Source organism: Actinomadura parmotrematis (genome assembly GCF_019458805.1).
Taxonomy (GTDB): Bacteria; Actinomycetota; Actinomycetes; order Streptosporangiales; family Streptosporangiaceae; genus Spirillospora; species Spirillospora parmotrematis.
This window is the reverse complement of sequence record NZ_JAIBOA010000017.1, coordinates 94387-119747: the sequence shown is the minus strand read 5'-3', so window position 1 is coordinate 119747 and position 25361 is coordinate 94387. Positions and strand designations below refer to the sequence as shown.

Annotated in this window: 19 protein-coding genes; 12 read left to right on the top strand and 7 right to left on the bottom strand. The window is 75.0% G+C overall.

The window, feature by feature from the left end; all coding sequences use genetic code 11:
• Positions 1-208 precede the first annotated feature (208 nt).
• The 4 genes from K1Y72_RS24960 to K1Y72_RS24945 are packed head-to-tail and all read left to right on the top strand — an operon-like array spanning position 209 to position 3708.
• Positions 209-1264 carry an ABC transporter substrate-binding protein gene (locus K1Y72_RS24960; protein WP_220168886.1) on the top strand — a complete coding sequence of 352 codons (1056 nt, stop codon included), beginning with the start codon at positions 209-211 and terminating at the stop codon, positions 1262-1264.
• Positions 1257-2126: an ABC transporter ATP-binding protein gene (locus K1Y72_RS24955; protein ID WP_258573625.1), complete on the top strand. Its 870-nt coding sequence runs from the start codon at positions 1257-1259 to the stop codon at positions 2124-2126. Before K1Y72_RS24960 ends, K1Y72_RS24955 begins: the two co-directional genes overlap by 8 nt.
• Positions 2123-2917, top strand: coding sequence for an ABC transporter permease (locus tag K1Y72_RS24950; RefSeq protein WP_220168885.1), 795 nt, complete (start codon positions 2123-2125; stop codon positions 2915-2917). The genes K1Y72_RS24955 and K1Y72_RS24950 overlap by 4 nt, the downstream gene beginning before the upstream one ends.
• The gene (locus K1Y72_RS24945) at positions 2914-3708 is read left to right on the top strand and encodes an ABC transporter permease (RefSeq protein WP_220168884.1); all 795 of its coding nucleotides are present in this window, start codon (positions 2914-2916) and stop codon (positions 3706-3708) included. The genes K1Y72_RS24950 and K1Y72_RS24945 overlap by 4 nt, the downstream gene beginning before the upstream one ends.
• A 25-nt stretch (positions 3709-3733) precedes the next feature.
• Here the strand turns inward: K1Y72_RS24945 and K1Y72_RS24940 are convergent, their stop codons facing one another.
• Entirely contained in the window at positions 3734-4225 is a 492-nt protein-coding gene (locus tag K1Y72_RS24940; protein ID WP_220168883.1) for an LURP-one-related/scramblase family protein, read from the bottom strand.
• A 74-nt stretch (positions 4226-4299) separates the two neighbouring features.
• On the opposite strand from K1Y72_RS24940, the gene K1Y72_RS24935 reads away from it, so the two are divergent.
• Positions 4300-4731, top strand: a complete 432-nt coding sequence (locus K1Y72_RS24935; protein ID WP_220168882.1) for a PH domain-containing protein — start codon at positions 4300-4302, stop codon at positions 4729-4731.
• On the opposite strand, the gene K1Y72_RS24930 is transcribed toward K1Y72_RS24935, so the two are convergent.
• The 5 genes from K1Y72_RS24930 to K1Y72_RS24910 form a co-directional block, all read right to left on the bottom strand.
• A complete protein-coding gene (locus K1Y72_RS24930) occupies positions 4728-6347 on the bottom strand; it encodes a serine/threonine-protein kinase (protein WP_220168881.1) in 1620 nt (539 codons plus the stop codon). The two genes, K1Y72_RS24935 and K1Y72_RS24930, sit on opposite strands and share 4 nt — an antisense overlap.
• A 65-nt stretch (positions 6348-6412) precedes the next feature.
• Positions 6413-7318, bottom strand: a complete 906-nt coding sequence (locus K1Y72_RS24925; protein ID WP_220168880.1) for a ribokinase — start codon at positions 7316-7318, stop codon at positions 6413-6415.
• The gene (locus K1Y72_RS24920; protein ID WP_220168879.1) at positions 7315-9240 is read right to left on the bottom strand and encodes an ABC transporter permease/substrate-binding protein; all 1926 of its coding nucleotides are present in this window, start codon (positions 9238-9240) and stop codon (positions 7315-7317) included. The genes K1Y72_RS24925 and K1Y72_RS24920 overlap by 4 nt, the downstream gene beginning before the upstream one ends.
• Positions 9240-10760, bottom strand: coding sequence for a sugar ABC transporter ATP-binding protein (locus tag K1Y72_RS24915; RefSeq protein WP_308287215.1), 1521 nt, complete (start codon positions 10758-10760; stop codon positions 9240-9242). Before K1Y72_RS24915 ends, K1Y72_RS24920 begins: the two co-directional genes overlap by 1 nt.
• The gene (locus K1Y72_RS24910; protein WP_220168878.1) at positions 10757-11788 is read right to left on the bottom strand and encodes a LacI family DNA-binding transcriptional regulator; all 1032 of its coding nucleotides are present in this window, start codon (positions 11786-11788) and stop codon (positions 10757-10759) included. The genes K1Y72_RS24915 and K1Y72_RS24910 overlap by 4 nt, the downstream gene beginning before the upstream one ends.
• A 256-nt stretch (positions 11789-12044) precedes the next feature.
• Between K1Y72_RS24910 and K1Y72_RS24905 the strand changes: the two genes are divergently transcribed.
• From K1Y72_RS24905 to K1Y72_RS24895, 3 genes are all read left to right on the top strand, one after another.
• Positions 12045-13103, top strand: coding sequence for a DUF2293 domain-containing protein (locus K1Y72_RS24905; protein ID WP_220168877.1), 1059 nt, complete (start codon positions 12045-12047; stop codon positions 13101-13103).
• A gap of 54 nt (positions 13104-13157) precedes the next feature.
• Positions 13158-15308: a TerD family protein gene (locus K1Y72_RS24900; RefSeq protein ID WP_220168876.1), complete on the top strand. Its 2151-nt coding sequence runs from the start codon at positions 13158-13160 to the stop codon at positions 15306-15308.
• Between the two features lie 155 nt (positions 15309-15463).
• Complete coding sequence (locus K1Y72_RS24895; protein WP_220168875.1) at positions 15464-15901, top strand: hypothetical protein; 438 nt, start codon at positions 15464-15466, stop codon at positions 15899-15901.
• 50 nt (positions 15902-15951) lie between these two features.
• Here the strand turns inward: K1Y72_RS24895 and K1Y72_RS24890 are convergent, their stop codons facing one another.
• Positions 15952-16743, bottom strand: a complete 792-nt coding sequence (locus tag K1Y72_RS24890) for an aldo/keto reductase (protein ID WP_258573652.1) — start codon at positions 16741-16743, stop codon at positions 15952-15954.
• 262 nt (positions 16744-17005) lie between these two features.
• On the opposite strand from K1Y72_RS24890, the gene K1Y72_RS24885 reads away from it, so the two are divergent.
• From K1Y72_RS24885 to K1Y72_RS24870, 4 genes are all read left to right on the top strand, one after another.
• The gene (locus K1Y72_RS24885; RefSeq protein ID WP_220168874.1) at positions 17006-18409 is read left to right on the top strand and encodes a cytochrome P450; all 1404 of its coding nucleotides are present in this window, start codon (positions 17006-17008) and stop codon (positions 18407-18409) included.
• A 208-nt stretch (positions 18410-18617) separates the two neighbouring features.
• A complete protein-coding gene (locus K1Y72_RS24880) occupies positions 18618-21554 on the top strand; it encodes a helix-turn-helix transcriptional regulator (RefSeq protein WP_220168873.1) in 2937 nt (978 codons plus the stop codon).
• 144 nt (positions 21555-21698) lie between these two features.
• A complete protein-coding gene (locus tag K1Y72_RS24875; protein ID WP_220168872.1) occupies positions 21699-22793 on the top strand; it encodes an alpha/beta hydrolase in 1095 nt (364 codons plus the stop codon).
• Positions 22794-22876: 83 nt separating this feature from the next.
• Positions 22877-25195: a GMC oxidoreductase gene (locus K1Y72_RS24870; RefSeq protein WP_220168871.1), complete on the top strand. Its 2319-nt coding sequence runs from the start codon at positions 22877-22879 to the stop codon at positions 25193-25195.
• Positions 25196-25361 lie beyond the last annotated feature (166 nt).

The following is a 25361-nucleotide window of genomic DNA, read 5'->3' as shown; positions in this document are numbered from 1 at the left end:
CGTACATGACCGCTACGCACAGGTCGTCCCCGTTCGCCTTGGACGAAACCACAGACGTGCCGGGCGCCCCGGCGGCCGTTCGTCGGAACGATCCGGCGGTGTGGCTTTCGTAACAAGCGCGAAAAAGACCGCACATACGGCAGCAACGCGCCCTTTCTACTTTCACGGCAGCACCACCCCCGTGACACGCGTGACCAGTAGGAGAACGATGAGCCAGCTCGACCGCCGTACCCTTCTCCGCCGCGGCCTGCAGGGCGCCGGCCTGGTGATGGCCGCACCGCTGCTCGCCGCCTGCGGCGACTCCGACGACGCGAAGGGCGCGGGCGGCGGGTCGGGGCACGGCAGCCTCGGCATCCGGCTCGCCTGGATCAAGAACGTGGAGTTCGCCGGCGAGTACCTGGCCGACGCCAACGGCCACTACAGGGCCGAGGGCTTCAGCAAGGTCGACCTCATCACCGGCGGCCCGAACGCGACGCCCGCCGAGACCGACGTGGTGACCGGCAAGGCGTTCGCCGGCCTGTCGTCCCCCGACCGGGTCGGCGCCGCGGTGCTGCAGGGCGCCCCCCTGAAGATCATCGGCAGCCAGTACCAGAAGAACCCGTTCGCCATCACCTCGATGGCCAAGAACCCGATCAAGACCCCGCAGGACATGATCGGCAAGAAGATCGGGGTGCAGGCGACCAACGAGGCGGTCTGGAACGCCTTCCTCAAGGCCGCCAAGATCGACCCCAAGCAGGTCACCAAGGTGCCCGTGCAGTTCGACCCGCTGCCGCTCACCACCGGCACCGTCGACGGCTGGATGAGCTACGTCACCAACGAGCCGAACGTGCTGAAGCTGAAGGGCTTCGACACGCACGTGATGCTGCTCGCCGACAACTCCTACCCGCTGGTCGGCGAGTCCTACCTGGTCACCACCGAGGCCATCGAGAAGAACCGGGACAAGATCAAGGCGATGCTGCGGGCCGAGATCAAGGGCTGGAAGGACAGCCTGAAGGACCCCGCCGCCGGCGCCGAGCTCGCCGTGGACACCTACGGCAAGGGCCTCGGCCTGGAGGTGAAGGAGCAGACGCTGGAGTCCACCAGCCAGAACGCCCTCATCCTGACGGCCGACACCAAGAAGAACGGCATCTTCACGATGACGCCGGAGCTCGTCCAGGCCAACATCAGCACGCTGAAGTTCGCCGGCGTCGACATCTCCGCCGAGCAGCTCTTCGACCTGTCGATCCTCGAAGAGGTCTACAAGGAGGACCCCTCCCTTGTCTGAGCTCACCTCGACCCAGGACGAGGCCGCCGCGGACGTGCCGACCGGCACCGCCGCGGCGGCCCCCGCCCCCGGCCTCGGCGAGGACGCGGGCGACGGCATCCGGCTCGCCGGGCTCCGCAAGGAGTTCCGCCTCGGCCGCAAGTCCATCACCGCGCTCGACAACGTCGACCTGCGCACGCCGCAGGGCTCGTTCCTGTCGCTGCTCGGCCCCTCGGGCTGCGGCAAGTCGACCGTGCTGCGCATCCTCGCCGGGCTGGAGCAGCCCTCGGGCGGGCAGGCGCTGCTGCACGGCGAGTCGCCCGAGGTCGCCCGCCGCGGCCACCACATCGGCATCGCCTTCCAGGACGCGGCGCTGCTGCCCTGGCGGTCGGTCACCGCCAACATCCGGCTGCCGCTGGAGGTCGCCGGGATCAAGCCGGCGCCCGGCCAGATCCAGGAGCTGATCGAGCTGGTCGGGCTCGGCGGCTTCGAGAAGGCCCGGCCCGCGCAGCTGTCGGGCGGCATGCGCCAGCGCGTCGCGATCGCCCGGTCCCTCGTCGTCGAGCCGAAGGTGCTGCTGCTCGACGAGCCGTTCGGCGCGCTGGACGACCTCACCCGCCAGCGCCTCAACCTGGAGCTGCAGCGGATCTGGACCGAGCGCGCCACCACCACGCTGATGGTCACGCACGGCATCGCCGAGGCGGTGTTCCTGTCGGACGTCGTCGCGGTGATGAGCTCGCGGCCCGGCCGCATCCTCGCCCTCGTCGAGATCGACCTGCCCCGGCCGCGCACCCCCGAGATGCTGCGCACCCCGGAGTTCCACGCGCTGCAGGACCGGCTGTCGGAGATGCTGTTCGGCCAGGAGGAGGGCGGCGGATCATGACGGCGGTCGCGGGCCGCCGCGCCGCGGTGCCCGGCTGGGTCAGTCCCCTCGCCGGCGTCGTCGGCGTGCTGGCGGCGTGGGAGCTGCTCGCCCTCACGGTGTTCGGCGGCGGCAACGCCGTCCCGACGCCGCAAGGCGTGGTTTCGCAGTTGGCGGACGACGGGTGGGCCTTCTACGGCCCGCACGTGCGCGGCACGGCGAGCGAGGCGCTGCGCGGGTTCCTGTGGGGCAACGCGGTCGCGGTGGCGATGGCGCTGCTGGTGATCCTGGTGCCGCCGCTGGAGCGCGTCGTCACCCAGCTCGCCGTCGCCAGCTACTGCCTGCCGATCATCGCGGTCGGCCCGATCCTCACCGTGGTGTTCGACGGCGACACCCCGATGGTGGCGCTGTCGGCGCTGTCGGTGGTGTTCACCACGCTCATCGGGATGCTGGCGGGACTGCGCGCCGCCGACAAGGCCAGCCTGGACGTGGTGCGCGCCTACGGCGGCGGCCGCTGGGCGCTGCTGCGGCGGGTGCGGCTCACCGCCGCGCTGCCGGCCGCCTTCACCGCCCTGAAAATCGCCGCTCCGGCGGCGGTGCTCGGCGCCATCATCGGCGAGTTCATGGGCCGGGTGCCGGCCGGCCTCGGCCTGGCGATGATCGTCGCGCAGCAGCAGCTCAACGTCGAGCGGACCTGGGGCGTCGCCCTCGTCGCGGGCGCCCTCGCCGGCGCCGCCTACGCGCTGATCGCGCTCGCCGGGCGCCTCGCCACCCCGTGGGCACGGGCCGGAACCCCCGGAGGCGGCCGGTGAACCCGTCGGTGAAGCGCCTGGGCAGCACGTTCCTGTCGATCCTGCTGTCGCTGGTGCTCGCCGGCGCCGGCTGGACGGCGTTCCTGAAGGCGCTGGACGTCAACACCCTGGTCGCCAAGACCCCCGCGGACGTGTGGGCCTACCTCGTCACCGACGAGAAGGCCGGCGACAACCTCGGCAACGTCCTGGACGGCCTCGGCGTCACCCTGCGCGACGCCGGGCTCGGCCTCGTCGCCGGGCTCGCCGCCGCCGTCGCGGTCGCGATGGCGTTCGTGCTGTGGCGGACCGCCGAGCGGTCGTTCATGCCGATCGCGATGGTCGTGCGGTCGGTGCCGCTGGTGGCGATGACCCCGGTCATCACGCTCATCTTCGGGCGGGACCTGCTGGCCACCACCGTCATCAGCGGCATCGTGGTGTTCTTCCCCGCGCTCGTCACGATCGCGTTCGGGCTGCGGTCGGCGTCGCCGCAGGCCGCCGACCTGGTGCGCGCCTACGGCGGCTCGTCCTGGACGACGATGCGCAAGGTCATGGTGCCGAGCGCGCTGCCCGCGCTGTTCGCCGCCGCGCGCATCGCCGCGCCCGGCTCGCTGATCGGGGCGCTGCTCGCCGAGTGGCTCGCCACCGGCAAGGGCCTCGGCTACGCGATGCTGACCGACGGCAGCACGTTCAAGTACGACGACCTGTGGGCGAGCGTCGTCGCGGTGACGCTGGCGTCGCTGGCGGTCTACGCGCTGATCGGCGTCCTGGAAGCGCTGGTGCTGGCGCGCTTCGCGCCGCGCGACGAGCGCTGACGAAGCGAGGGGGCGGGGGCGGCGGTCAGCCGTCCTCGTCCTTCTCCTCGTTCAGCGCGTCCACGGCGACCGCGACGGCGAGCACCAGCGGCACGTCGTAGCCGTCGGCGACCTCCACCGCGTAGGTGTCGCGGATGCGGAACCACTTGCGGGAGATCGCGGCGACCGGGCCGTCCGGGCCGTCGACCTCGTACTCCTTGTCGATGATGTCGCCCTTCACCGACCACTCGGCGCCGTCGGCGAGCTCGACCTTGAAGCGGTCGCGCAGCACCGACAGGTGCTTCTTGCGGACGGTGGCGAGCGGCTCGCCGTCGCGCTCGACGGCCATCGCCTTGTGCAGCGACAGCACCTTCTTCTTGACGACGGCGGCGACGCTCCCGTCGGCGGCCTTCAGCTCGAAGGTCTGCCGCAGCCGCAGCGCCTTGCCGTCCACGAGGAAGGCGCGCCGCCCGGCCTCGTCCTCGATCCAGTAGTCGTCGCCGATCCCGAACACGCGGTCGCGGACCTTGAACTTCATGGCGTCCCCTTCCCAGGCGGTCCCTTACCTACCCGTGGGGGCGGACTTACTCCGCGGCCCGCTAACTTGGCGGGATGCAGGAGCGTTCAGCGGCGTCGCGGAGCTGGCGGGTGCCGCCCGCCCACACCGTCCTCAAGTGCGCGGCCGCGGTCGCGGCGGCCGTCCTCGCCGTGCTGGTGGGCGACGGGCGCGGGACGCTGCTGGCGGGCGTCGTCGCGGCGGGCTTCGCGGTGCTGGCGGTCCGCGACCTGGCCGCGCCGGTCCGCGTCGCCGCCGACGGCGAGGGCGTCACCGTCGTCGCGGGCTACATCGGGCACCGGCGGCTCCCGTGGCCGGAGATCACCGCCGTCCGGGTGGACGAGCGCCGCCGCCTCGCCTCCAGGACGCGCCTGCTGGAGATCCAGACCGGGGACGACCTGTACCTGTTCAGCTCCTACGACCTCGGCGCCGACGTCTACGACGTCGCCGACGCCCTGCTGGCGCTGCGCGGCACGGCGGCGGGCTAGCCCGGCGTCAGGGCCCGGCCCTGCAACCCCGCGGCGACGTCGTCGGCGATGCCGCGACCCCAGAGCCAGCGGGCCGCCAGTCCGCTCGGCCTGGTCCGGGTGAAGTACATGAACACGTCCAGGTTGCTGACACGGAAGTCCACGTTCAGCCTGCCCGCGGCGCTGTCGGTGTAGAACGCCTGGTCGCCCAGGCCGGTGAGGGAGGCGGGCGCCTGCGCTGCGGCGGCCTTGCGGACCGCGTCCAGCCTCGCGCGCGCCATCTTGGGCCCCGACCGCCACAGGCTGCGGTCGTGGCGCTCCGCCATCAGGCTGACGCTCCAGCTCTCCGAGGCGCTCGTGTAGGTCCACGAGCACGACCCGGCCGAGCCGGTGGGCGTCGCCCCCGCGAGCCCCGCCGACCGGAACTGCGCGCAGGCGGGGACGGCGGCGAAGTCGCCGCGGTCGATGACCTTCCCGCCGGGGTTGAGGACCACGGCGGCCGCCGCGATCCCGGCGAGCGCGAGCGCCCAGTTCCCCGGCCTGTCGAAGAACCCGGACTCGGCCGCCGCCTTTCCGTCCGGCCGCTCGACGGTCTTGACCGTGGCGGTCCTGGGCGTGACGATCTTGGCCGTGACCGTGTCGGCGGCTCTGCGTTCCGCCGCGCGCTGTCCGGCGGCCCGCCTGCGCTCGTCCAGGAGCCGCCGCGCCGCCGTGGCCATCCGCTCGCGGGTCTCGCGCAGCGCGGCGGACTGGTCGGTCCGCGCGTGGTCCGGCCGAGTGAGGGCGCCCGGGTCGGCGAGCAGGCCCGTCAGGCGCCGGGCGACACCGGCGGCGCCGTCGGGCCGGTCGGCGGGCGCCTTGGCCATGAGCTCGGCGACGAGCCGCTCCAGGCCGGCGGGGACGTCGGGGCGGTGCTCGCGCAGCGGGCGGGCCTCGTCCATCAGGACGGCCTTGACGAGGCGGTGCAGGGAGCCGGCGTCGAACGGCCGCACGCCCGCGAGGACGGTGTAGAGCAGGACGCCGAGGGAGTACAGGTCGGCGCGGGCGTCCACGTCGGCGGAGTCGAACTGCTCGGGCGCCATGTAGGCGGGGGTGCCGAGCATGTGGTCGCCGGTCAGCCGGGTCAGGGCGTCGGCGTAGCCGGCGATGCCGAAGTCGACCAGCTTGGCGCGGTCGCGGTCGTCCACGACCACGTTGGACGGCTTGACGTCGCGGTGCACGACGCGCTCGGCGTGCGCGGCGTCCAGCGCGTCGGCGACCTGGGCGCCGATGGCGGCGGCGCGGCGCCAGGGCAGCCCGGCCGGGTGGTCGGTGAGGACGCGGGCCAGGTCGCGGCCGGGCAGCAGCTCCATGACCAGGTACAGGCCGCCGCCGTCCCCGGGCGCCTGGCGGCCGAAGTCGTGGACGACGGCGATGCCCGGGTGCTGGAGCCGCGCGGCCACCTGCGCCTCGCGGCGGAAGCGGGCCTCCAGGCGCGCCCGCTCGGCCTCGTCCAGGGCCGGCGGGACGGCCATCACCTTCACCGCGACGGGCCGGGCGAGCTGCTCGTCGCGGGCCCGCCACACCTGCCCCATGCCGCCCCGGCCGACCAGGGCCTCCAGGCGGTAGCGGCCCGCCAGCACCATGCCCGCACTCATGATCGCCAACCCTGCCGGGCGCGGGTCGCGATCCGATCACGCGGCCGGAACCGGCCGGGCCGGGATCAGGACGGCAGGTCGTCGCCCGCCTTGGGGTAGGAGGTCTGGGCGCCGGCCTTGCGGACGGCGGCGGCGCCGACGCGCGCGGCGTGGCGGGCGGCCGCCGCCAGGCCGTCGCCGCGGGCGAGGCGCAGGCAGAGCGCGGCGGTGAAGGCGTCGCCCGCGCCGGTGGTGTCGACGGCCTCGACGCGCGGCGACGGGACGGCCGTGACGCCCGCCGCGTCGGCCGTGAGCGCGCCGTCGGCGCCGAGGGTGACGACGACCGAGCGCGGGCCGCGCGCGAGCAGCGCCCGCGCCATCGCCTCCGGCTCGCCCCGCTCCCCCAGCAGGAACGCGGCCTCGTGCTCGTTGACGACGAGCGGGTCGCAGAGCGCGAGCAGCTCGGCGGGGACCTCGGCGGCGGGCGAGAGGTTCAGCACGACGCGCGCGCCCGCGTCCGCCGCCGCGCGGGCGGCGGCGAGGACGGCCGGCTGCGGCACTTCGAGCTGGAACGACACCACCGCGGCGCCCGCGATCAGGTCGCGGGCGTTCGCGACGTCCTCGGGAGTCAGGTGGGCGTTGGCGCCCGGCGACACGATGATGCTGTTGTCGCCGCCGGGGTCGACGGTGATGAGCGCGACGCCGGACGGGCCGGGCGTCAGGAGGAGGTGCGCCAGGTCCACCCGGGCGGCGCCGAGCGCGGCGCGCAGCAGCTCCCCGTGGCCGTCGTCGCCGATGCGGCCGAGGATCGCGGTCCGGCCCCCGAGGCGGGCCGCGGCGACGGCCTGGTTGGCGCCCTTGCCGCCCGGGTGGGTGGCGAGGTCGGAGCCGAGCACCGTCTCGCCCGGTCCCGGGCGCCGGTCCACGCCGACCACCAGGTCCGCGTTGACCGATCCCACGACGACGACCTCGTGCCCGGCTCCGTCCGTCACTGGTGCTCCTCCACCTTCACCGGCACCGCGCTGGTCGCCGGAAGCGTCCCGCCCTGGGCGGCCTTGACGGCGCTCCGCACCGCCATCTGGCCGAGCAGCCGGGGCTGCTGGGCGACCGTCGCGTTCATCGTGCCCTTCTTCACCGCGTCGAGCCCCTCCGGGGTGCCGTCGAAGCCGACGACCTTGACCTGCGTGCCGGCCTTGCCGCCGAGGGCCTTGACGGCGCCGAGCGCCATCTCGTCGTTCTCGGCGAACACGCCTTGCAGGTCGGGGTGGGACTGGAGCAGGTTCGTCATGACGTCCAGGCCCTTGGTGCGGTCGAAGTCGGCGGGCTGGCGGGCGAGCACCTGGATGCCCGGGAACTCCTTGAGGCCCTGCTCGAAGCCCTGGCCGCGCTCGCGGGACGCCGACGTGCCGGCCTGCCCCTGGATGACGACGATCTTGCCCTTGCCGCCGAGCTGCTTCGCCAGCGCCCGCGCCGCGTCCTTGCCGCCCGCGACGTTGTCGGAGGCGACGAGCTGCGCCACCTTGGCCTTGTTGACGGTGCGGTCGGCGGCGACGACAGGGATGTCGGCGCGGTTGGCGGCCTGCACGGCGGGCGCGGCGGCGTCGGAGTCCACCGGGTTGATGATGATCGCCTCGTCGCCGGCGCTGGTGAAGTTCTGCACCTGGTTGACCTGCTGGGAGGCGTCGTTCTGGGCGTCGCTGACGGTCAGCGCGACGCCGAGCTTCTTGGCCTCGGCCTGCGCGCCGTCGCGGAACTCCACGAAGAACGGGTTGTTCAGCGTCGACACCGACAGTCCGATCTTGACGCCGCCCGCGGCTCCCCCGCCGGACGAGCCGCCCGAGCGGCCGCCGGTCGCCGCGACGGCGACGGCGATCGCCACGACCGCGGCGAGCACGGCCGCGCCGCCCGTCCAGAACGCGGCCGGGCGGACGCGGGCGCCGCGCCGCCGGACGGTGTCCAGCAGCACCGCGAGCGCGATGACGACGCCGATCACGACCTGCTGCCAGAACGCCGACACCGACAGCAGGTTCAGGCCGTTGCGCAGCACCGCGAGGATGAGCGCGCCGACCAGCGTCCCGAACGCCTTGCCCTTGCCGCCCGCCAGGCTCGCGCCGCCGATGACGACGGCGGCGATCGCGTCCAGCTCGTAGCCGTTGGCGGCCTGCGGCTGCGCGGAGGCGAGGCGGCTGGCGAGGACGATGCCCGCGACGGCCGCGAACGCGCCCGACAGGCCGTAGGTGACGAGCTTCTGCCGCGACACCTTGATGCCCGACAGGCGCGCCGCCTCCTCGTTGCCGCCGATGGCGAACATGGCGCGGCCGCTGTAGGTGCGGTTCAGCACGAGCGCGGTCAGCAGCCCCATCGCGACCATGACGATGACCGGGACCGGCAGGTACTCGCCGATCGTGTCGCCGAGGTGGGTGACGGCGCCCGGCAGCGCGATCGGCGACCCGTCGGACACGACGAGCGCGAGGCCGCGGGCGACGCCGAGCATCGCCAGCGTCGCGATGAACGGCGGGAGCTTGCCGTAGGTGATGAGGGCGCCGTTGACGAGCCCGGCGGCGAGGCCGACCAGGACCGCCAGGACCAGCGCGAGCGGCCACGGCAGCCCGTGGTCGGTGGCCGTCCAGGCGAGGACGACGGCCGACAGGGCGGCGACGGCGCCGACCGACAGGTCGATGCCGCCGGTCACGATGACGAAGGTGACGCCGAAGGCGAGGACGGCGGTGACCGCCGCCTGCACGCCGACGTTCAGCAGGTTCGTCACGGTGAGGAAGTCGGCCGACAGCAGGGCCAGCACGACCACCAGCACGACCAGGCCGACGAGCGCGCCGTTCTCCCCGAGCAGCCGGGAGGCGAGCTCCCGGTTGCGGTTCCCGTCCCTGCGCTGCCCGCGCAGCGTGTCTGCGGACATCACGATCCCTTCACCGCGTCCGATCCGCCGGTGACGGCGAGGGCCATCACCGAGTCCTGCGTGGCCTCGCCGGCGGCCAGCTCGCCGGCGAGGCGCCCCCGCGCCATCACGAGGACGCGGTCGCTCATGCCGAGGACCTCGGGGAGGTCGCTGGAGATCATGAGGACGGCGTGCCCGGAGGCGGTGAGGTCGTTGACGAGCCGGTAGATCTCGACCTTGGCGCCGACGTCGACGCCGCGCGTCGGCTCGTCCAGGACGAGCACCCGGGCGCCGGCGAGGAGCCACTTGCCGATGACGACCTTCTGCTGGTTGCCGCCCGACAGCGTCCCGGCCTCCTGCCGGAGGCCGCTCATCCGCACGTTCAGCCGCTCGGCCATGCCGGCGGCGCGCTCCTCCTGCCCCTTGCGGTCGACCAGGCCCGCGCGGGTGGCGCGGCCGAGGGTGACCAGGCCGAGGTTCTCGCGGACGTCGGCGCCGAGGACGAGGCCCTGGCCCTTGCGGTCCTCGGGGACCAGGCCGAGCCCGGCGCCCAGCGCGGCGGCGACGTCCCCGCCGCGCAGCCGCGTCCCGGCGACGGTGACGGTGCCGGTGTCGTAGGGGTCGGCGCCGAACACCGCCCGCGCGACCTCGGTGCGGCCCGCGCCGACCAGGCCCGCGAGGCCGACGACCTCGCCCGCCCGCACCTGGAAGGAGACGCCGTCGAAGACGCCGGCGCGGCCGAGGTCGCGGACGTCCAGCAGGACGTCGCCCGGCTCGGTGCGCTCGCGCGGGTACTGCTGCTCGATGGAGCGGCCGACCATGAGGCGGACGAGCTCGTCCTCGGGCGTGCCGGCGGGCACCTCCCCCACCGACGCGCCGTCGCGCAGCACCGTGACCCGGTCCCCGATGCGGGGGATCTCCTCCAGGTGGTGGGTGATGAACACGACCGCGACGCCCTGGTCGCGCAGCCCCGCCACGATCTCGAAGAGCCGGTCGACCTCGCCGGTGGTGAGGACCGCCGTCGGCTCGTCCATGATCAGGACGCGGGCGTCCAGCGACAGCGCGCGGGCGATCTCGACCATCTGGGCGCGGGCGATGCCGAGGTCGCCCATCCGCTGGCCCGGCCGGGCGTCGACGCCGACCCGCTCCAGCAGGGCGGCCGCGTCGGCGTCCATCCGCCGCCGGTCCACCAGCCCGAACCGGCGCGGCGGCCGGCCGAGGAACAGGTTCTCGGCGACGGTGAGCTCGGGCACCAGGTTGAACTCCTGGTAGATGGTGGCGATGCCGAGCCGGGCGGCGTCCTCGGCGGAGCGGATCTCCACCGGCTCGCCGTCCACCTCGATCGTCCCGGCGTCGGGGCGGTGCGCGCCCGACAGCGTCTTGATCAGCGTGCTCTTGCCGGCGCCGTTCTCGCCGAGCAGCACGTGCACCTCGCCGGGCCGCAGGTCGAAGTCGACCCCGTCCAGCGCGACGACCCCGGGGAAGGCCTTGCGCAGGCCCCGGACCCGCAGGATCTCGCCGGTCACTCTCCTGTCGCTCACGGGCGACCGCTCCCTTCCTTGCGCGCCGGCCCGGGCGCGGCCTCGCCGCACGAGCGGCGCACCACCAGCCGGGCCGCCAGCACCACCTGCTCCACCGGCCGCCCCGCCATCCGGTCCGCCAGGGCGCGCACGGCGCGGCGGCCGAGGTCCTGGACGGGCTGGGCGACGGCGGTGACGGGCGGGCTGAGGTGGGCGAACCAGGGGACGTCGTCGTAGGCCGCGAGGCCGACGTCCCCGGGGACGGCGAGGCCCCGGGCGCGGATCTCGTCCAGCGCGCCGAGGGCCATCAGGTTGTCCCCCGCGACGATCACTTCGGGGGGTTCGGGCAGCGCCAGCAGCCGCGCGGTGGCCGCGCGTCCGCTCGCCGCCTGGAAGTCGCCCGCCGCCAGGTACTCGGGGCGGACGCGCAGGCCGTGCGCGGCGAGCGCGGCGGTGAACGCCGCGGTGCGCTCGCGGCCGGTGGACAGCGTCGCCGGGCCGGACACGAACGCGAGCCGGCGGTGCCCGAGGCCGTGCAGGTGCGCGACGAGGTCGTGGACGGCGGCGGTGCCGTCGACCCGCGCCGACGGGACGTCCAGGCCGGGCAGCGTGCGGTCCAGGAAGACCAGCGGGGCGCCGCGCTCGACCATGTCGCGCACCAGCGGGGTGATCTCGGCGGTCGGGCAGAGCAGCAGGCCGTCGACGCGCTGCTCCAGCAGCGTGGCGACGTAGTGGTCCTGGCGGTCGGGCCGCTCGTCGGCGTTGCCGATGACGACCGAGTAGCCCGCGGCGCGCGCCTCGTCCTCCACGGCACGGGCGAGCTCGGTGAAGAACGGGTTCAGGATGTCGCCGATGACCAGGCCGATGGTGCGGGTCGCGTCGGTGCGGAGCGAGCGGGCGACGGCGTTCGGCCGGTAGCCGAGATCGGCGACGGCGGCGAGGACCCGCGCGCGGGCCGGCGCCGAGACGGCGGCGCTGTCGTTCAGCACCCGCGACACGGTGGCGACCGACACCCCCGCGGCGCGGGCGACGTCCTTCACGCTCGCCATGGCACCTCCCCGTCCGGGACCCGCCGATGTAATCGTTTACATCAGGACCGTGTAAACGATTACACGATCAGGACATTCCCGTCAAACACCACCCCCGCACCGGCCGCCCCGCCCGCGACCCCCCGGCCACTCCCCGTCGAGATGCGGCGTGTTGGGCACTTTGAAGATCAAAAGTGCCCAACACGCCGCATCTCGACTTTTGGCGACCGGGCGGTCATGGCGAGAGGGCGCCGGCGGGCCGCTAGGGTGCGGGAACGTGAGCGAGGTGCACGAGACCCGGCTCGGCCGCCGGGTGGCCGAGGCCGCCGGTCCCATCCTGAAGCGGTCCCGCCAGGTGTCGGCGGTCGACCTGTTCGTCGGGCTGCGCTGGCTGCGGTCCGCGCAGGTCGACGAGTGGCGCCAGGGCCGCGTCCCGCACCTGGAGGACGCCCTCGGCGTCCGCCCCGACCGCGTCGACGCCGCGCTGCGCGCGCTCGGCGCCTGGGCGCGCGGGCAGGGCCTGGAGCCGAGCGAGGCGGCCTACCTGGCCGCCACCCGCGACCGGCGCCCGCTCCGCTTCACCCGCGACGGCGGCGAGGCCCTCGAACGGGCCTGCCGCGTCCACTGGGTCCGCGCCGACCTGACCGGCGCCCAGCGCGAGCGCCTGGCCGCCAAGCAGGCCAAGGCGCCCGACCTGGAGGTGCTCGTCCCCGAGCGCGACGGCTGGCACTGCGCGTCCTGCCGCGGCACCGGCCGCTTCCAGCTCGTCGAGGACGGCGCCCCGCTCTGCCTGGCCTGCGCCGACCTCGACCACCTGGCGTTCCTGCCGTCCGGGGACGCCGCGCTCACCCGCCGCGCGAAGAAGGAGAGCGGCCTGTCGGCGCTGGTCGTGCAGCTCAACCGGCGCCGCAAGCGCTACGAGCGGCGCGGCCTGCTGGTCGAGGAGGCCGCGCTCGCCCGCGCCGAGGAGCAGTGCCTGGCCGACGGCGACGCGCGGGCCCGCCGCCGCGAGCGCGACCAGGAGCGCCGCGCCGCCGCCGACGTCGAGCTGCGGGACGCGATGGCCGCCGCGATCGGCCGGCTGTTCCCCGGCTGCCCGCCCGAGCGCGCCGCCGGGATCGCCGCGCACGCCGCGGTGCGCGGCAGCGGCCGCGTCGGGCGCACCGCGGCGGGCCGCGACCTGGACCCCGAGGCCGTCACCCTCGCCGTGATCGCCTCCGTCCGGCACCTGGACACCCGCTACGACGCGCTGCTCATGGGCGGGACGCCGCGCCGGGAGGCGCGCGCCGCCATCCGCGCCGACGTCGACCGCGTGCTGGCCCGCTGGCGCGGCTGACCGGTCCGGGCTAATCCGTTAGCCCGGCCTGACCCGTTCTGCCACGATTCAGCGATGAGCAGCGACCTCGTCCGGCTCGTCGTCGAGCACACCCGCCGCGTCCCGCTGCCCGAGGGCGCGGGCGGCACCGGGGCTGTCGCCGCGCGGCAGCTCGACGCCGTGCTGCTGACGGCCGGCTTCAAGCTGTCGGGCGAGCTGATGCGGCGCCTGTCGGGGCTGTCGCAGGGCGCGGTCCTGGACCTGGCGCAGGGCGTCCTGCCGGTCGTGCGGGAGCTGGCCGGCGACCACGTCCGCCACAACGTCTACTTCCGCGACTTCCCGCGCAACGTGCCGGGCACGCTGGAGTTCTGGGCGGGCCTGCTGGCGCAGGCGCTGGTGGACGGCCGCCCCGGCGCGGTGCTGTCGGACGGCGTGCTCGACCTGCTCACCCTGCCCGGCTACGGCCGCTACCAGCACAGCTACGAGCAGATGCTCGACGCCCACGAGGAGCTGATCGAGGGCGCGGGCGACCGCGTCACCGTCCTGCACGCCGGCGGCACCGTGGAGGACGAGGCGCACGCCCTCTACCTGGCGCTCGCCGCGTCCACGACGCCGCTCGGCGAGGACGCCGCGGACGCCCTGGCCGAGCTCGCCGCGCACTTCGCGGGCGGGCCGCACCCGGTGGACGTGCCCGTCCGGGAGAACCTCGCCGTCATCAACCACGTGCGCGTCCACGGCGGCCTGGAGCCGAGGGTGGACACCGTCACCGACGTGCTGCGCCTCGCCTGCGCGCTGTCGGGCGGTGACGTCACGCTGCTCGCCCCGACCCGCTTCCTGCCGCTGCGCCGCCCGTTCCGGCGCGCGCTGCTGGCGGCGCTGGACGGCGTCGTGGCCGCGAGCCCCGCCAAGCTCGGCGACGTCGGCGCGTACCGCGAGCGCTGGAAGCGCCTCGGCGAGCGGCTGCACCCGCACGAGTACCCGCGCTACCCGCACGCCGCGCAGGTGTTCGAGGTCGCGCGCGGCGAGCGGGACGCGCCGTCGTTCGCCGGCCGCCTGGAGCGCCGGATGGCCGGCCGCGACGTCGTGGGCGCCGCCGGGCTGCTCGCCGCCGCGCCCGGCCTGCTGTTCCGCTCGCTGGACCGGCTGCTCCGCGACGCCCTCACGACCGCCGAGCGCGACGCCGTCCTGGACGCGGCCGAGCGCGCGGCGGGCCGCGTCTCGGGCCGGGTGCTGCTGTCGGTGCGCGAGCACGCCGCCAACCGCGCCGCCGCCACCCGGACGCGCGTGTTCGCCAACCGGCTCGGGTACGGCAAGGTGCTGCCCGACACGCGCCGGAGGCTGCCGTACGCCGTGCTGGACCGCCTCGCCGCCCTGCTGGACGCCGAGATCGCGGGCCGCCTGCCCGCCCCCGGGCACCTGCTGCTGGACCCCGCCGTGCTGGACGTCGCGCTGCCGCTCACCGGCAAGGGCACGCCGGGCGGCCTCGGGGTGCTGCCGCGCGGCTCGCTGACTCCCGTCGACGGCGCGCTGCTGCGCTTCTTCATCTACTGGCGCGAGAACGAGCACACCACCGACTTCGACCTGTCGGCGCTGATGCTCGACCGCACCTACCGCAATCCCGCGTGGCTGTCGTACACCAACCTGCGGTCGGTGGCCGGGCGGCACTCGGGCGACATCACCGCGGCGCCGCAGGGCGCGTCGGAGTTCATCGAGCTGAACCTGGCGCAGGTGACGCACCGCTTCGTCATCCCGCAGGTCAACGTGTTCTCCGGGGAGGGCTTCGAGGAGGTCGCCGAGTCGTTCTTCGGGTTCATGCTGCGCGAGGCCGAGCAGCAGGGGCGGCCGTTCGAGCCGCGCACGGTCCGGTTGAAGTCCGACCTGCGCGGGGCGGGCCGGGTGGCGCTGCCGCTCGCGTTCGTCCACGACGGCGCGGACGGCGGCTGGCGGGCCAAGTGGATGCACCTGCACCTGCGCGGCGTCCGTTTCAACGCGGTGGAGAACAACATGGCCACCACCTCCGACCTCGTGCGGTCGGTGATGGAGCGCGAGTACCTGACCGTCCGCTACCTGGCGGGGCTGATGGCGGCCGAGAGCACGACCGTCTGGGACGGCGGGCCGCCGCCGGCCCACCCGGTGACGTTCATCGGGCTGGAGCGGCCGGACGGGCTCGCCGCCGGGTCGCGGGTCGTCACGCCGGAGAACCTGCGTGACCTGATCCCCGAGTGAGTGCTAGCGTGCGGCACGGCGAGGCCATGAGGCGGGCTTCCTTCTCATCTTACCTTCAGCCCTCTCGCTCTCCTCGCCGCCGGCGCACCGGGCCGGGCGCCGCGCGTACCACGGGCACCGCGAGCGCCCGGTGACCGCTCGGTTACCCTGGGGATATGCGAACCTTGGCACGGATCGGGCTGGTCCCGGCGGCGCTGGCGGTCCCGATCCTGATCATGGCGTGCCGGCCGTCGGGCGCCGGCACCGCGCCGGAAGCGTCCGGAACGCCGGGCGGCGGCGGGTCCTTCACGCTCGCGCCGGGCGGCAGCGCCGCCCCGGACGGCGGCGACGTCACCGTCACCTTCGAGGGCGTGCCCGCCGACAGCCGCTGCCCCGAGGGCGTCCAGTGCGTCTGGGAGGGCGACGCGACCGTCCGGGTGAAGGTGTCCGCAGGCGGCACCGACGCCCCCGGCGAGCTGCACACCAGCGCGCGGTTCGCGCAGGAGATCGCGGTGCACGGGCACCGGCTCCGCCTCGTCGGCCTGACGCCCGCCAAGCAGGCGGACGCGCCCGTCGCGCCGGACGCCTACCGCGCCGAGTTCGCCCTCGACTGAACGCGCGCCGGCGGCGGCCCGGCCGAGCCGGACCGCCGCCGCGCGGGACGTCACATCAGGTCGAAGGTGGCCGGGTCGGGGCCGATCCGCTTGCCCTTGTCCATGTCGCCGATCGCCGCCATGTCGTCGGGCGTGAGCTCGAAGTCGAACACGTCGATGTTCTCGGCGATCCGGGACGGCGTCACCGACTTCGGGATCACGATGTTGCCGATCTGGACGTGCCAGCGCAGCGCGACCTGCGCCGGGGTCTTGCCGTGCGCCTTGGCGACGGCCGCGAGCGTCGGGTCGTTCAGCAGCCCCTTGCCCTGGCCGAGCGGGCTCCACGCCTCGGTGCGGATGCCGTGCTCGGCGTGGAACTCGCGCAGCCCGTTCTGCTGGAAGTCGGGGTGCAGCTCGATCTGGTTGACGGCCGGGACGGTGTCGAACGCGTCCAGCACCTCGGTCAGCGCCTCCAGGGTGAAGTTGGAGACGCCGATCGCGCGGACGCGGCCGTCGGCGTAGAGCTTCTCGAACGCCTTCCAGGTGTCCTTGTACAGGCCGCGCTCCGGCATCGACCAGTGGATCAGGTACAGGTCGAGCCGCTCCAGGCCGAGCTTGTCCATGCTGGTGTCGAAGGCGCGCAGCGTCGCGTCGTAGCCCTGGTCGGTGTTCCACAGCTTGGTCGTGACGAACAGCTCGTCGCGGGCCAGGTCCGAGGCGGCGATGGCGCGGCCGACGCCCTCCTCGTTGCCGTAGATGGCCGCGGTGTCGATGCTGCGGTACCCGGCCTGCAAAGCGGTGGTGACCGCGCGCTCGGCCTCGTCGTCCTCGACCTGCCAGACCCCGAAGCCGAGCTGCGGCATGGTGATCCCATTGTTGAGCGTGACGTCGGGAGTGCCCACCGTTCCTCCTTGATGCGTTAGTGGACTTCGTGCGTTGGCGAACAGACCGATCATGCCCTGGCCCGGCCCCCGAAACCTCCCGGACGCGGCAAAGAACCCGAGGTCACCGACCCGCGGACGCAGGGGGTCGGTGTTTGCCACGATGCGGGCCGGGCCGATCGGCGGCGAACCTGGAGGCGCGGGAGACCCCGCGCCGAACCCCGCACCGAGGAGCCCAGCCGCCATGCCCCTCCCGCCCGCCGTCCGCCTGCCCGCCGCCCTCCAGGTGGCCCGGCTCGTCCGCGACCCGGTCGGGTTCTACGAGGCGGGCCGCCGCCGGTACGGGCCGGTCTTCCAGGTCCGCTACCCCGGGCTGCCGCCCGAGGTCGTCGTCGCGACCGCCGCCCTCGCCGAGGAGGTGTTCGCCACCGACGGGGCCGCCGCGCGCGCCGGGGAGATCCGGCGCGCGTTCCTCGGGCCGCTCGTCGGCGAGCGCTCGCTGCTCACCCTGGACCGCGAGCCCTGGTGGCGGCACCGCCGCCTCGTCAACCCGGCGCTGCACGGCAACGCCGTGCGGGCCTGGGGCGAGCGGATCGCCGGGATCGCCGCCGCCGAGATCGCGACGTGGCCGGCCGGCGAGCCGTTCGCGCTGCGCGACCGGGTCGAGCGCGTCACCCTGGAGGTGATCGTGCGGCTGGTGTTCGGGGTGCGCGACGCCGGGCGCCTCCGCCGCCTGCGCGCCCTGCTGCCGGAGCTGGTCGCGCTCGGCGGGTCGGCGGCGCTGCTGCGGATGCCGCCCCGCCTGCGCGACCGGGCCCTGTCCTCCCCCGCCCTGCTGCGCGTCCCGGCGCTGCCGACCACCCGGTTCGCGCGCGTCCGCGACGCGGTGGACGCGATCCTGTACGACGAGATCGCCCGCCGCCGCGCCGCGCCCGACCCCGGCGCCGGCGACGTCCTGTCCGCGATCGTCGCCGCCCGCGACGAGCGCGGCGAGCCGCTGGACGACGAGGAGCTGCGCGACGAGCTGATGGGGCTGCTGCAGGCCGGGCACGAGACGACCGCGACGGCGCTGGCCTGGGCGTTCGAGCGGCTGGTCCGCCACCCCGAAACGCTGGCGCTGCTCCGCGCCGACGTCGACGGGAACGGGAGCGGCGGCGCGTACCTGGAGGCCACCGTCAAGGAGGCGCTGCGCGCCCGCCCGATCGTGCTCGGCGCGCCGCGGCTGCTCGACGCGCCCGCCCGCATCGGCGGCTACGACGTCCCCGCGGGCTGGTACCTGTCGGCGTCCCTGCCGCTGGTGCTGAGCGATCCCGAGGCGTTCCCCGACCCCGATGTCCTCCGCCCCGAGCGCTTCCTCGGCGCGGGCTCCGACCTGGCCCGGCGGTCCTGGATCCCGTTCGGCGGCGGCCGCCGCTACTGCGCCGGCGCGCAGCTCGCGATGCTGGAGCTGCGCGTCGTCATCGCCGAGATCCTGCGCGCCGTCGACCTCCGCGCCGCGCACCCGGCGGACGAGCGGCGGCGCCTGCGCAACGTCACCCTGGTCCCGGCGGCGTCGGCGCTGGTCGTGGCGGTGCCGCGGACGCGGGGCGACGCGCCGGACACGGACGGAAAGGTGTCGGCACCGGCACGGTTGCCCTCCAGCGGTTGACACCCGGCGCCGCCGGACGGTTGATGGCTAGGGGGACGACCGGAAGGGACGCCCTGCCCCGCGTTGGACGAACCATCCAAAAATGGGCGCGTCGCCCGCGGTGGCGGCGGCGGGCTCGCTATGGTGGATCCCCCGCGATTCTCACCGATCGCGGCGGAAAAGAGCCGTCTATGGCGTATCGACCGCCTGTCACAGTTGGGGTGCGGACATGCAGGGTCGTGCGGACCAGCGGCACGCCGGGGCGGCGGCGTACGGCGGCCCGCCCGGCGTCCCGCCGCTCGTCGGACGGCGCGACGTCCTGCCCGCGCTCGACGCCGCCCTCGACGACACCGCCGCCGGGGCCTTCCGCTTCCTCGCCCTGGTGGGCGAGCCGGGCGCCGGCAAGTCGCGGCTGCTCGCCGAGCTGGCCGCCGGCGCCGCGGCGCGCAAGCTCACCGCCCTGACCGGCCGCGCCGCCGAGTTCGAGCAGGAGATGCCGTTCGGCGCCGTGGTGGAGGCGCTGGACTACCACCTGGAGGTGGACCCGCCGGAGCTGAGCGCGGCGTCCGCCGCCCTGCTCGCCAGCGTGTTCCCCGCCCTGTCCACCGGCGCCCCGGCCGCCGCCGACCCCGCCGGGCCGGGCACCCCGGTCGCGCGCTACCGGCTGTTCCGCACCGTCCGGCACCTGCTGGAGGAGCTGGCGGCCGCGTCCGGCCTCGTCCTGATCCTGGACGACCTGCACTGGGCCGACGACGCCACCCTGGAACTGCTCGACCACCTGGTCCGGCACCCGCCGCGCGCCCGCGTGCTGATCGCCGTCGGCTACCGGCCCGCGCAGGCGTCCCCGCGCCTCGCCGCCCTCGTCGAGTCGTCGGTGCACGGCGGCTGCGGGCGGCGGGTCGACGTCGGCCCGCTCAGCCGCGACGACGTCGCGGAGCTGCTCGGCCCCGGCGTCGGCGACGCCCGCTGCCGCGAGCTGTACGAGGCGAGCGGCGGCAACCCCTTCTACCTGGAGGCGCTCGCGCGCACCTCCGAGCCCGTCACCGGCGGCGACGCGGCCGGCGACCTGCCGCCCGCGGTGCACGCCGCGCTGCAGGTCGAGCTGAGCGGCCTGTCGCCGCGGGCGCTGCTCGTCGCGCAGGGCGCCGCCGTCACCGCCGACGAGTTCGCGCCGCTGCCCGCCTCGGTCGCCGCCGAGGTCGGCGAGGCCGAGACCCTGCGCGCGCTGGACGAGCTGGTCGCCCGCGACCTGGTGCGCCCCGACGGCAGCCGGTTCCGGTTCCGCCACCCGCTGGTCCGGCACGCCGTCTACGCCTCGGCCGCCGCGGGCTGGCGGTTCGGCGCCCACGCCCGGATCGCCGCCCACCTCGCCGAGGTCGGCGCGCCCGCCGCGACCCGCGCCCGCCACGTCGAGCGCTCGGCCCGGGTCGGCGACCGCGACGCGGTCGCCACGCTCGTCGCGGCCGCCCGCGCCTACGCCGGGCAGGCGCCGACGACCGCCGCGCACTGGCTGGAGGTCGCGCTCGGCCTCATGCCCGAGAACGCCCCGGCGGGCGCCGGCGACACCGGCGGCGCGGAGGTGCCGTCCCGCCTCGACCTGATGCTGGAGCTCGCCCAGGTCCAGTCCGTCGGCGGCCACCTCGTCGAGGGCCGCGAGACCGCGCGCCGCCTGCTGCGGCTGCTGCCGCCCGACGACTACTACCGGCGCGGCCGCGCCGCGCGCTTCGCCGCCCTGATGGAACGCCAGCTCGACCGGCCCGCCGAGGCCCGCGCGCTGCTGCTCGGCGAGCTGCGCCGCTTCCCCGACCCGCGGTCGCCGTCGGCGATCCCGCTGCGGATGCGGCTCATCGCCGAGCGCATGATGCGGATCGAGTTCCGCGCCGCGCAGGCCGTCCTGGACCTCATGCCCGACACCTCCGAGGGCTGGGAGCCGAGCCTGGAGGTCGCCGTCGCCGCGCTGCGCCCGATGCCCGCCTACGCCGCCGGCCGCATCGCCGACGCCGTCGCCTACGCCGACGTCGCCGACCGGCTGGTGGACGCCGCGCCCGACGGGCACCTCGCCGACTGGATGGACGCCATCTCCTGGCTCTGCTGGGCCGACACCTTCATGGGCCGCTACGACGGCGCCGCCGAGCGGTTCGAGCGGGCGGCGCGGGTCGCCCGCGACACCGGCCAGCAGTACATCGTCACCAACCTGATGGCCGGCCTCACCCGCGCGCTCGGCACCCTCGGCCGGCTCGCCGAGGCGACCGCCGCCGCCGAGGAGGCCGTCGGCGAGGCCCGGCTGCTCACCTCCCACCAGCAGCTGGTGTTCGCCCTCACCCAGCAGAGCCTCGTCGCCTGCTGGTCCGGCGACGAGGAGACCGCGCTGAAGGCCGCCGACGAGGCCGTCCGCACCGGCGCCGGCGTCGGCGAGTGGTGGGGGTCGATGGCCCGCTACGCGCAGGCCGTCGCGCTCCTCGCGCTCGGCCGCACCGACGAGGGGCACGAGGCGATGATGGTCGCCTGCGGCCGCTTCGAGGCGCCCGTCCTGGACCAGAACACCCTGCTCGCCGCGTGCGAGGCGCTCGCCGCCGTCGAGGCCGGGCGCGGCCGCCCCGGCGAGGCCGCCGCCTGGGCCGACCGGGCCGCCGCGATGGTGCTGCCCGAGCTGCCCGCCAACAACGCCCTCGCGCCGCTCGCCCGCGCGCACGCGCTCAGCGTCACCGACCCGGCCGCCGCCGCGGCGGCCGCCGACGAGGCCGCGGCGGCGTTCACCGCCGCCGGGCAGCGCGTCAACGCCGGGCGGGCGCTGCTGCGCGCCGGCACCGCGCACGCCGAGGCCGGCGACAAGCCGGCCGGCCTCGCCCGGCTGCGCGACGCCGTCGAGCTGTTCGAGGCGTGCGGCGCCCGCGCCCTGCACGGCCAGGCGGTCCGCGAGCAGCGCCGGCTCGGCGTCCGCGTCCCGGCCGCCGGCGGGCGCGGCAGCGGCCCGAACGGCCTGTCCAAGCGCGAGAACGAGGTCGCCGCGCTCGTCGCCGAGGGCTGCACCAACGCGCAGATCGCCGAGCGGCTGTTCGTCAGCGTCCGGACGGTCGAGACGCACCTGTCGCACATCTTCGCCAAGCTCGGCGTCACCTCGCGCGTCGGCGTGGTCGGAGCGCTCAACCGCAACGGCCGCGACTGAGCGGAACGCGCCCCGGCCGGGCGGCGCGCGCACGATCCGGCGGCCTTCCCCCACCCGGCGGTACATGTCAGGGTTTACCACGATGCCTCCCGTAAGTCGGGGCGGCATCATCGTTGCGGGGCCATCACCGACACGGGGCTGGGTATGGGAAACAAGATCGCACGGTTCACCCACGCGGGTGTGCCCGACGCCGACATCACGGTGCACCCGTTCGCCACCGAGGACGGGCTCGGGCTGGAGCTCACCCGCTTCACCCGGGGCGAGAGCGACGACGTGGTCCTGCTCGTGCACGGCCTCACGTCCGCCAGCGACGTGTTCATCATGCCCGAGCACCGCAACCTCGCCACCCACCTGCTGGACAGCGGCCACACCGACGTGTGGGCGCTGGACTTCCGGATGAGCGGCCGGTTCCCCTACGACACCGAGAGCCACCGCTACAGCCTCGACGACATCGCGCTCTACGACTTCCCCGCCGCGATCCGCACGCTGCGCTCCCACATCGGCGACCGCCGGCTGCACGTCATCGCCCACTGCCTCGGCGCGGTGTCGTTCTCCATGAGCCTGTTCGCCGGGCAGGTCGCCGGCATCACCAGCCTCACCTGCAACAGCGTCTCGCTGACGCCGCGGGTGCCGTCGTTCGCCAAGCTGAAGCTCGGCCTCGGCACCGCGTTCCTGGAGTACGTGGTCGGCCTGCCCTACATCGACCCGCGCTTCGCCGACGCGCCCGCCTTCACCCGCGGCTGGATGCTGTCCAAGGCCGTCTCGCTGTTCCACCGCGAGTGCGACGTGCCCGCCTGCCACCTGCAGAGCTTCCAGTGGGGCGCGGGCAAGCCCGCCATGTACGAGCACCGCAACCTGCTGCCCGTCACCCACGAGCGCGTCGCCGACATCTGCGGCGCCTCGGGGCTGCACTACTACCGGCACGTCCGCAAGATGGTGCAGGCCGGGCGCGCGGTGAAGTTCGCGCCGGGCGACGAGCGGTACGCCGCCCTGCCGCGCGACTACCTGGAGCGGGCCGCCGAGGTCGAGACGCCCCTGCTGCTGCTCGCCCCCGAGAACAACAAGGTCTTCACCGACTCCAACATCTACCTGCACGGGATCCTGGAGCGGGCGGCGCCCGGCCGGCACGAGCTGCGGACCCTGCCCGGCTACGGCCACCTGGACCCGCTGATCGGCAAGGACGCCCACCTGGACGTCTTCCCGCACATCGTCGACTTCCTCAAGCGGCACGGCGGCTGACCCGCCCCCGCCTTCCACCCACCGTCCGCACGCACGCACCGTCCGCACGCACGCACGCACGCACGCAAGGAGCAGCACCGCACATGGAACACGTCGACGCCGTGGTCATCGGCTCGGGATTCGGCGGATCGGTCGCCGCGTTCCGGCTCGCCGAGGCCGGGAAGTCGGTGGTGCTCCTGGAACGCGGGCAGCCCTACCCGCCCGGGTCCTTCCCCCGCACGCCCGCCCAGATGGGCCGCGCTTTCTGGGATCCCGACGAGAAGCTGTACGGCATGTTCGACGTGTGGCGCTTCCAGGGCTGCGACTCGATCGTGTCGAGCGGCCTCGGCGGCGGTTCGCTGATCTACGCCAACGTGCTGCTGCGCAAGGACGAGCACTGGTTCGTGCAGGAGCAGGAGATGCCCGGCGGCGGCTTCGAGTGCTGGCCCGTCGGCCGCGCCGACCTCGACCCGCACTACGACGCCGTCGAGCGGATGCTCGGCGCCACCCCCTACCCCTTCGATCAGGCGCCCTTCGACAACACCCCGAAGACGCACGCCATGCAGGACGCGGCCGCCGAACTCGGCCTCGACTGGAAGCTGCCGAACCTCGCCGTCTCCTTCGCGCCGCGGCCGGGCGCCGCGCCCGCCGTCGGCCTGCCGATCGTGGAGACCCGCCACCCGAGCCTGCACGGCGTCGAGCGCCGCACCTGCGCGATGTGCGGCCAGTGCGACATCGGCTGCAACGACGGCTCCAAGAACAGCCTGGACCACACCTACCTGTCGGCCGCCGCCGCCTACGGCGCCGACCTGCGGACCCTGCACGAGGTGAAGGCGATCCGGCCGCGCCCCGGCGGCGGCTACGAGGTCGACTACGTCCACCACGCCACCGCCGAGGACGCCCCGCCGCCCGCGCGGCGCACCATCTCCTGCGACCGGCTCGTCCTCGGCGCCGGCACCTACGGCACCACGTTCCTGCTGCTGCGCTCGGCCGCGGCGTTCCCGGGCCTGTCCAAAGCGCTCGGCACCCGCTTCTGCGGCAACGGCGACCTGCTGACGTTCCTGCTCAAGGCCACCGACAGCGGCGGCGTCCGCCCGCTCGACGCCGGGCGCGGACCCGTCATCACCAGCACCATCCGCCTCCCCGACGAGCTCGACGGCGCCCCCGGCGGCCCGCCCGGCACGCGCGGCGCCTACATCCAGGACGGGGGCTACCCGGCGTTCGCCGAATGGCCCGTGCAGATGCTCGACGTCCGCGACACCGTCACCAACCTCGCGCGGTTCATGCTCGACCGCGCCCGCGACTTCTTCACCCTCGCGCCCGACACCAACCTGTCGGCCGAACTCGCCGAGCTGATCGGCGACGGCTCGTTCACCCTCAGCTCGCTGCCGCTGCTCGGCATGGGCCGCGACACCGCCGACGGGCGCCTGGAGCTGCGCAGGGGCCGGCTCCAGGCCGCGTGGACCCCCGAGACGAGCCGCGCCCACTTCGAGCGGCTCCGCGCCACGATGAAGCGGATGGCCGACGTGCTCGGCGCCCAGTACGCCGACAACCCCATCTGGTTCCGCAAGCGCGTCGTCACCGTCCACCCCCTCGGCGGCGCCCCGATGGCCGACCGCGCCGAACGCGGCGTCTGCGACGCCTACGGCGAGGTCTTCGGCTACCCCGGCCTCTACATCGCCGACGGATCGGTGATGCCGGGCCCCGTCGGCGCCAACCCCTCCCTCACCATCGCCGCGTTCGCCGACCGGCAGGCCGATCGCCTGCTGGAGGCCGCCGCCAAGGGCCCGCCGCCCGCCCCGGCGCCCGCCCCCGGCGCGCGCCCGACCTCGCTGGCGTTCACCGAGCGCATGTCGGGCAGCCTCACCCCCGGCGCCACCGACCCCCGCGCGGGCGCGCGCGGCGCCGGCGCCGAGGACGTCGCGTTCGAGCTCACCATCACCGCCGACGACATCGACCGCTTCCTGGACGACCCCGGCCACACCGCCACCGCCGAAGGCTGGATCGAGGCCGCCGCGTTCGGCGGCCGCCGGATGGTCGAGCAGGGCTGGTTCAACCTGTTCGTCCCCGACGGCGGCGACGACCGCCGCGCCATGCGCTACCGCCTCTTCTTCACCGGCGCCGACGGCCGCCCCCGCACCCTCGCCGGCGAGAAGGACGTCCGCCACGGCCCGCCCACCCGGATCTGGCCCGACACCTCGACCCTGCACGCCCGCGTCCTCGACGGCCACGTCACCGCCGGCCAGGAGGCCGCCGGTGCCACCGTCACCGGCGCGGGCGCCCTCCACATCCAGCTCAACGACTTCGCCCGCCAGCTCACCACGTTCCGCACCACCGGACCGCGCGGCGCCCGGGCGATCATCCGGTTCGGCCGGTTCTTCGCCGGCGAACTCTGGGAGGTCTACGGCCCCGACCTCGAATGAGGGCCCCACGAACGTCCAGCCCGAGGGAACTGCGGGGTGCTCTCGGGCTGGACTTACTTATTTCATTCCAGGCCCAGGCACTCGCCTAGCGGCTCGCACCTGACCTGGCCTGGGGCGAATGCGACATCGCTTCGCGATCTGACCGGTGGGGGGCGACGCCGGAGGC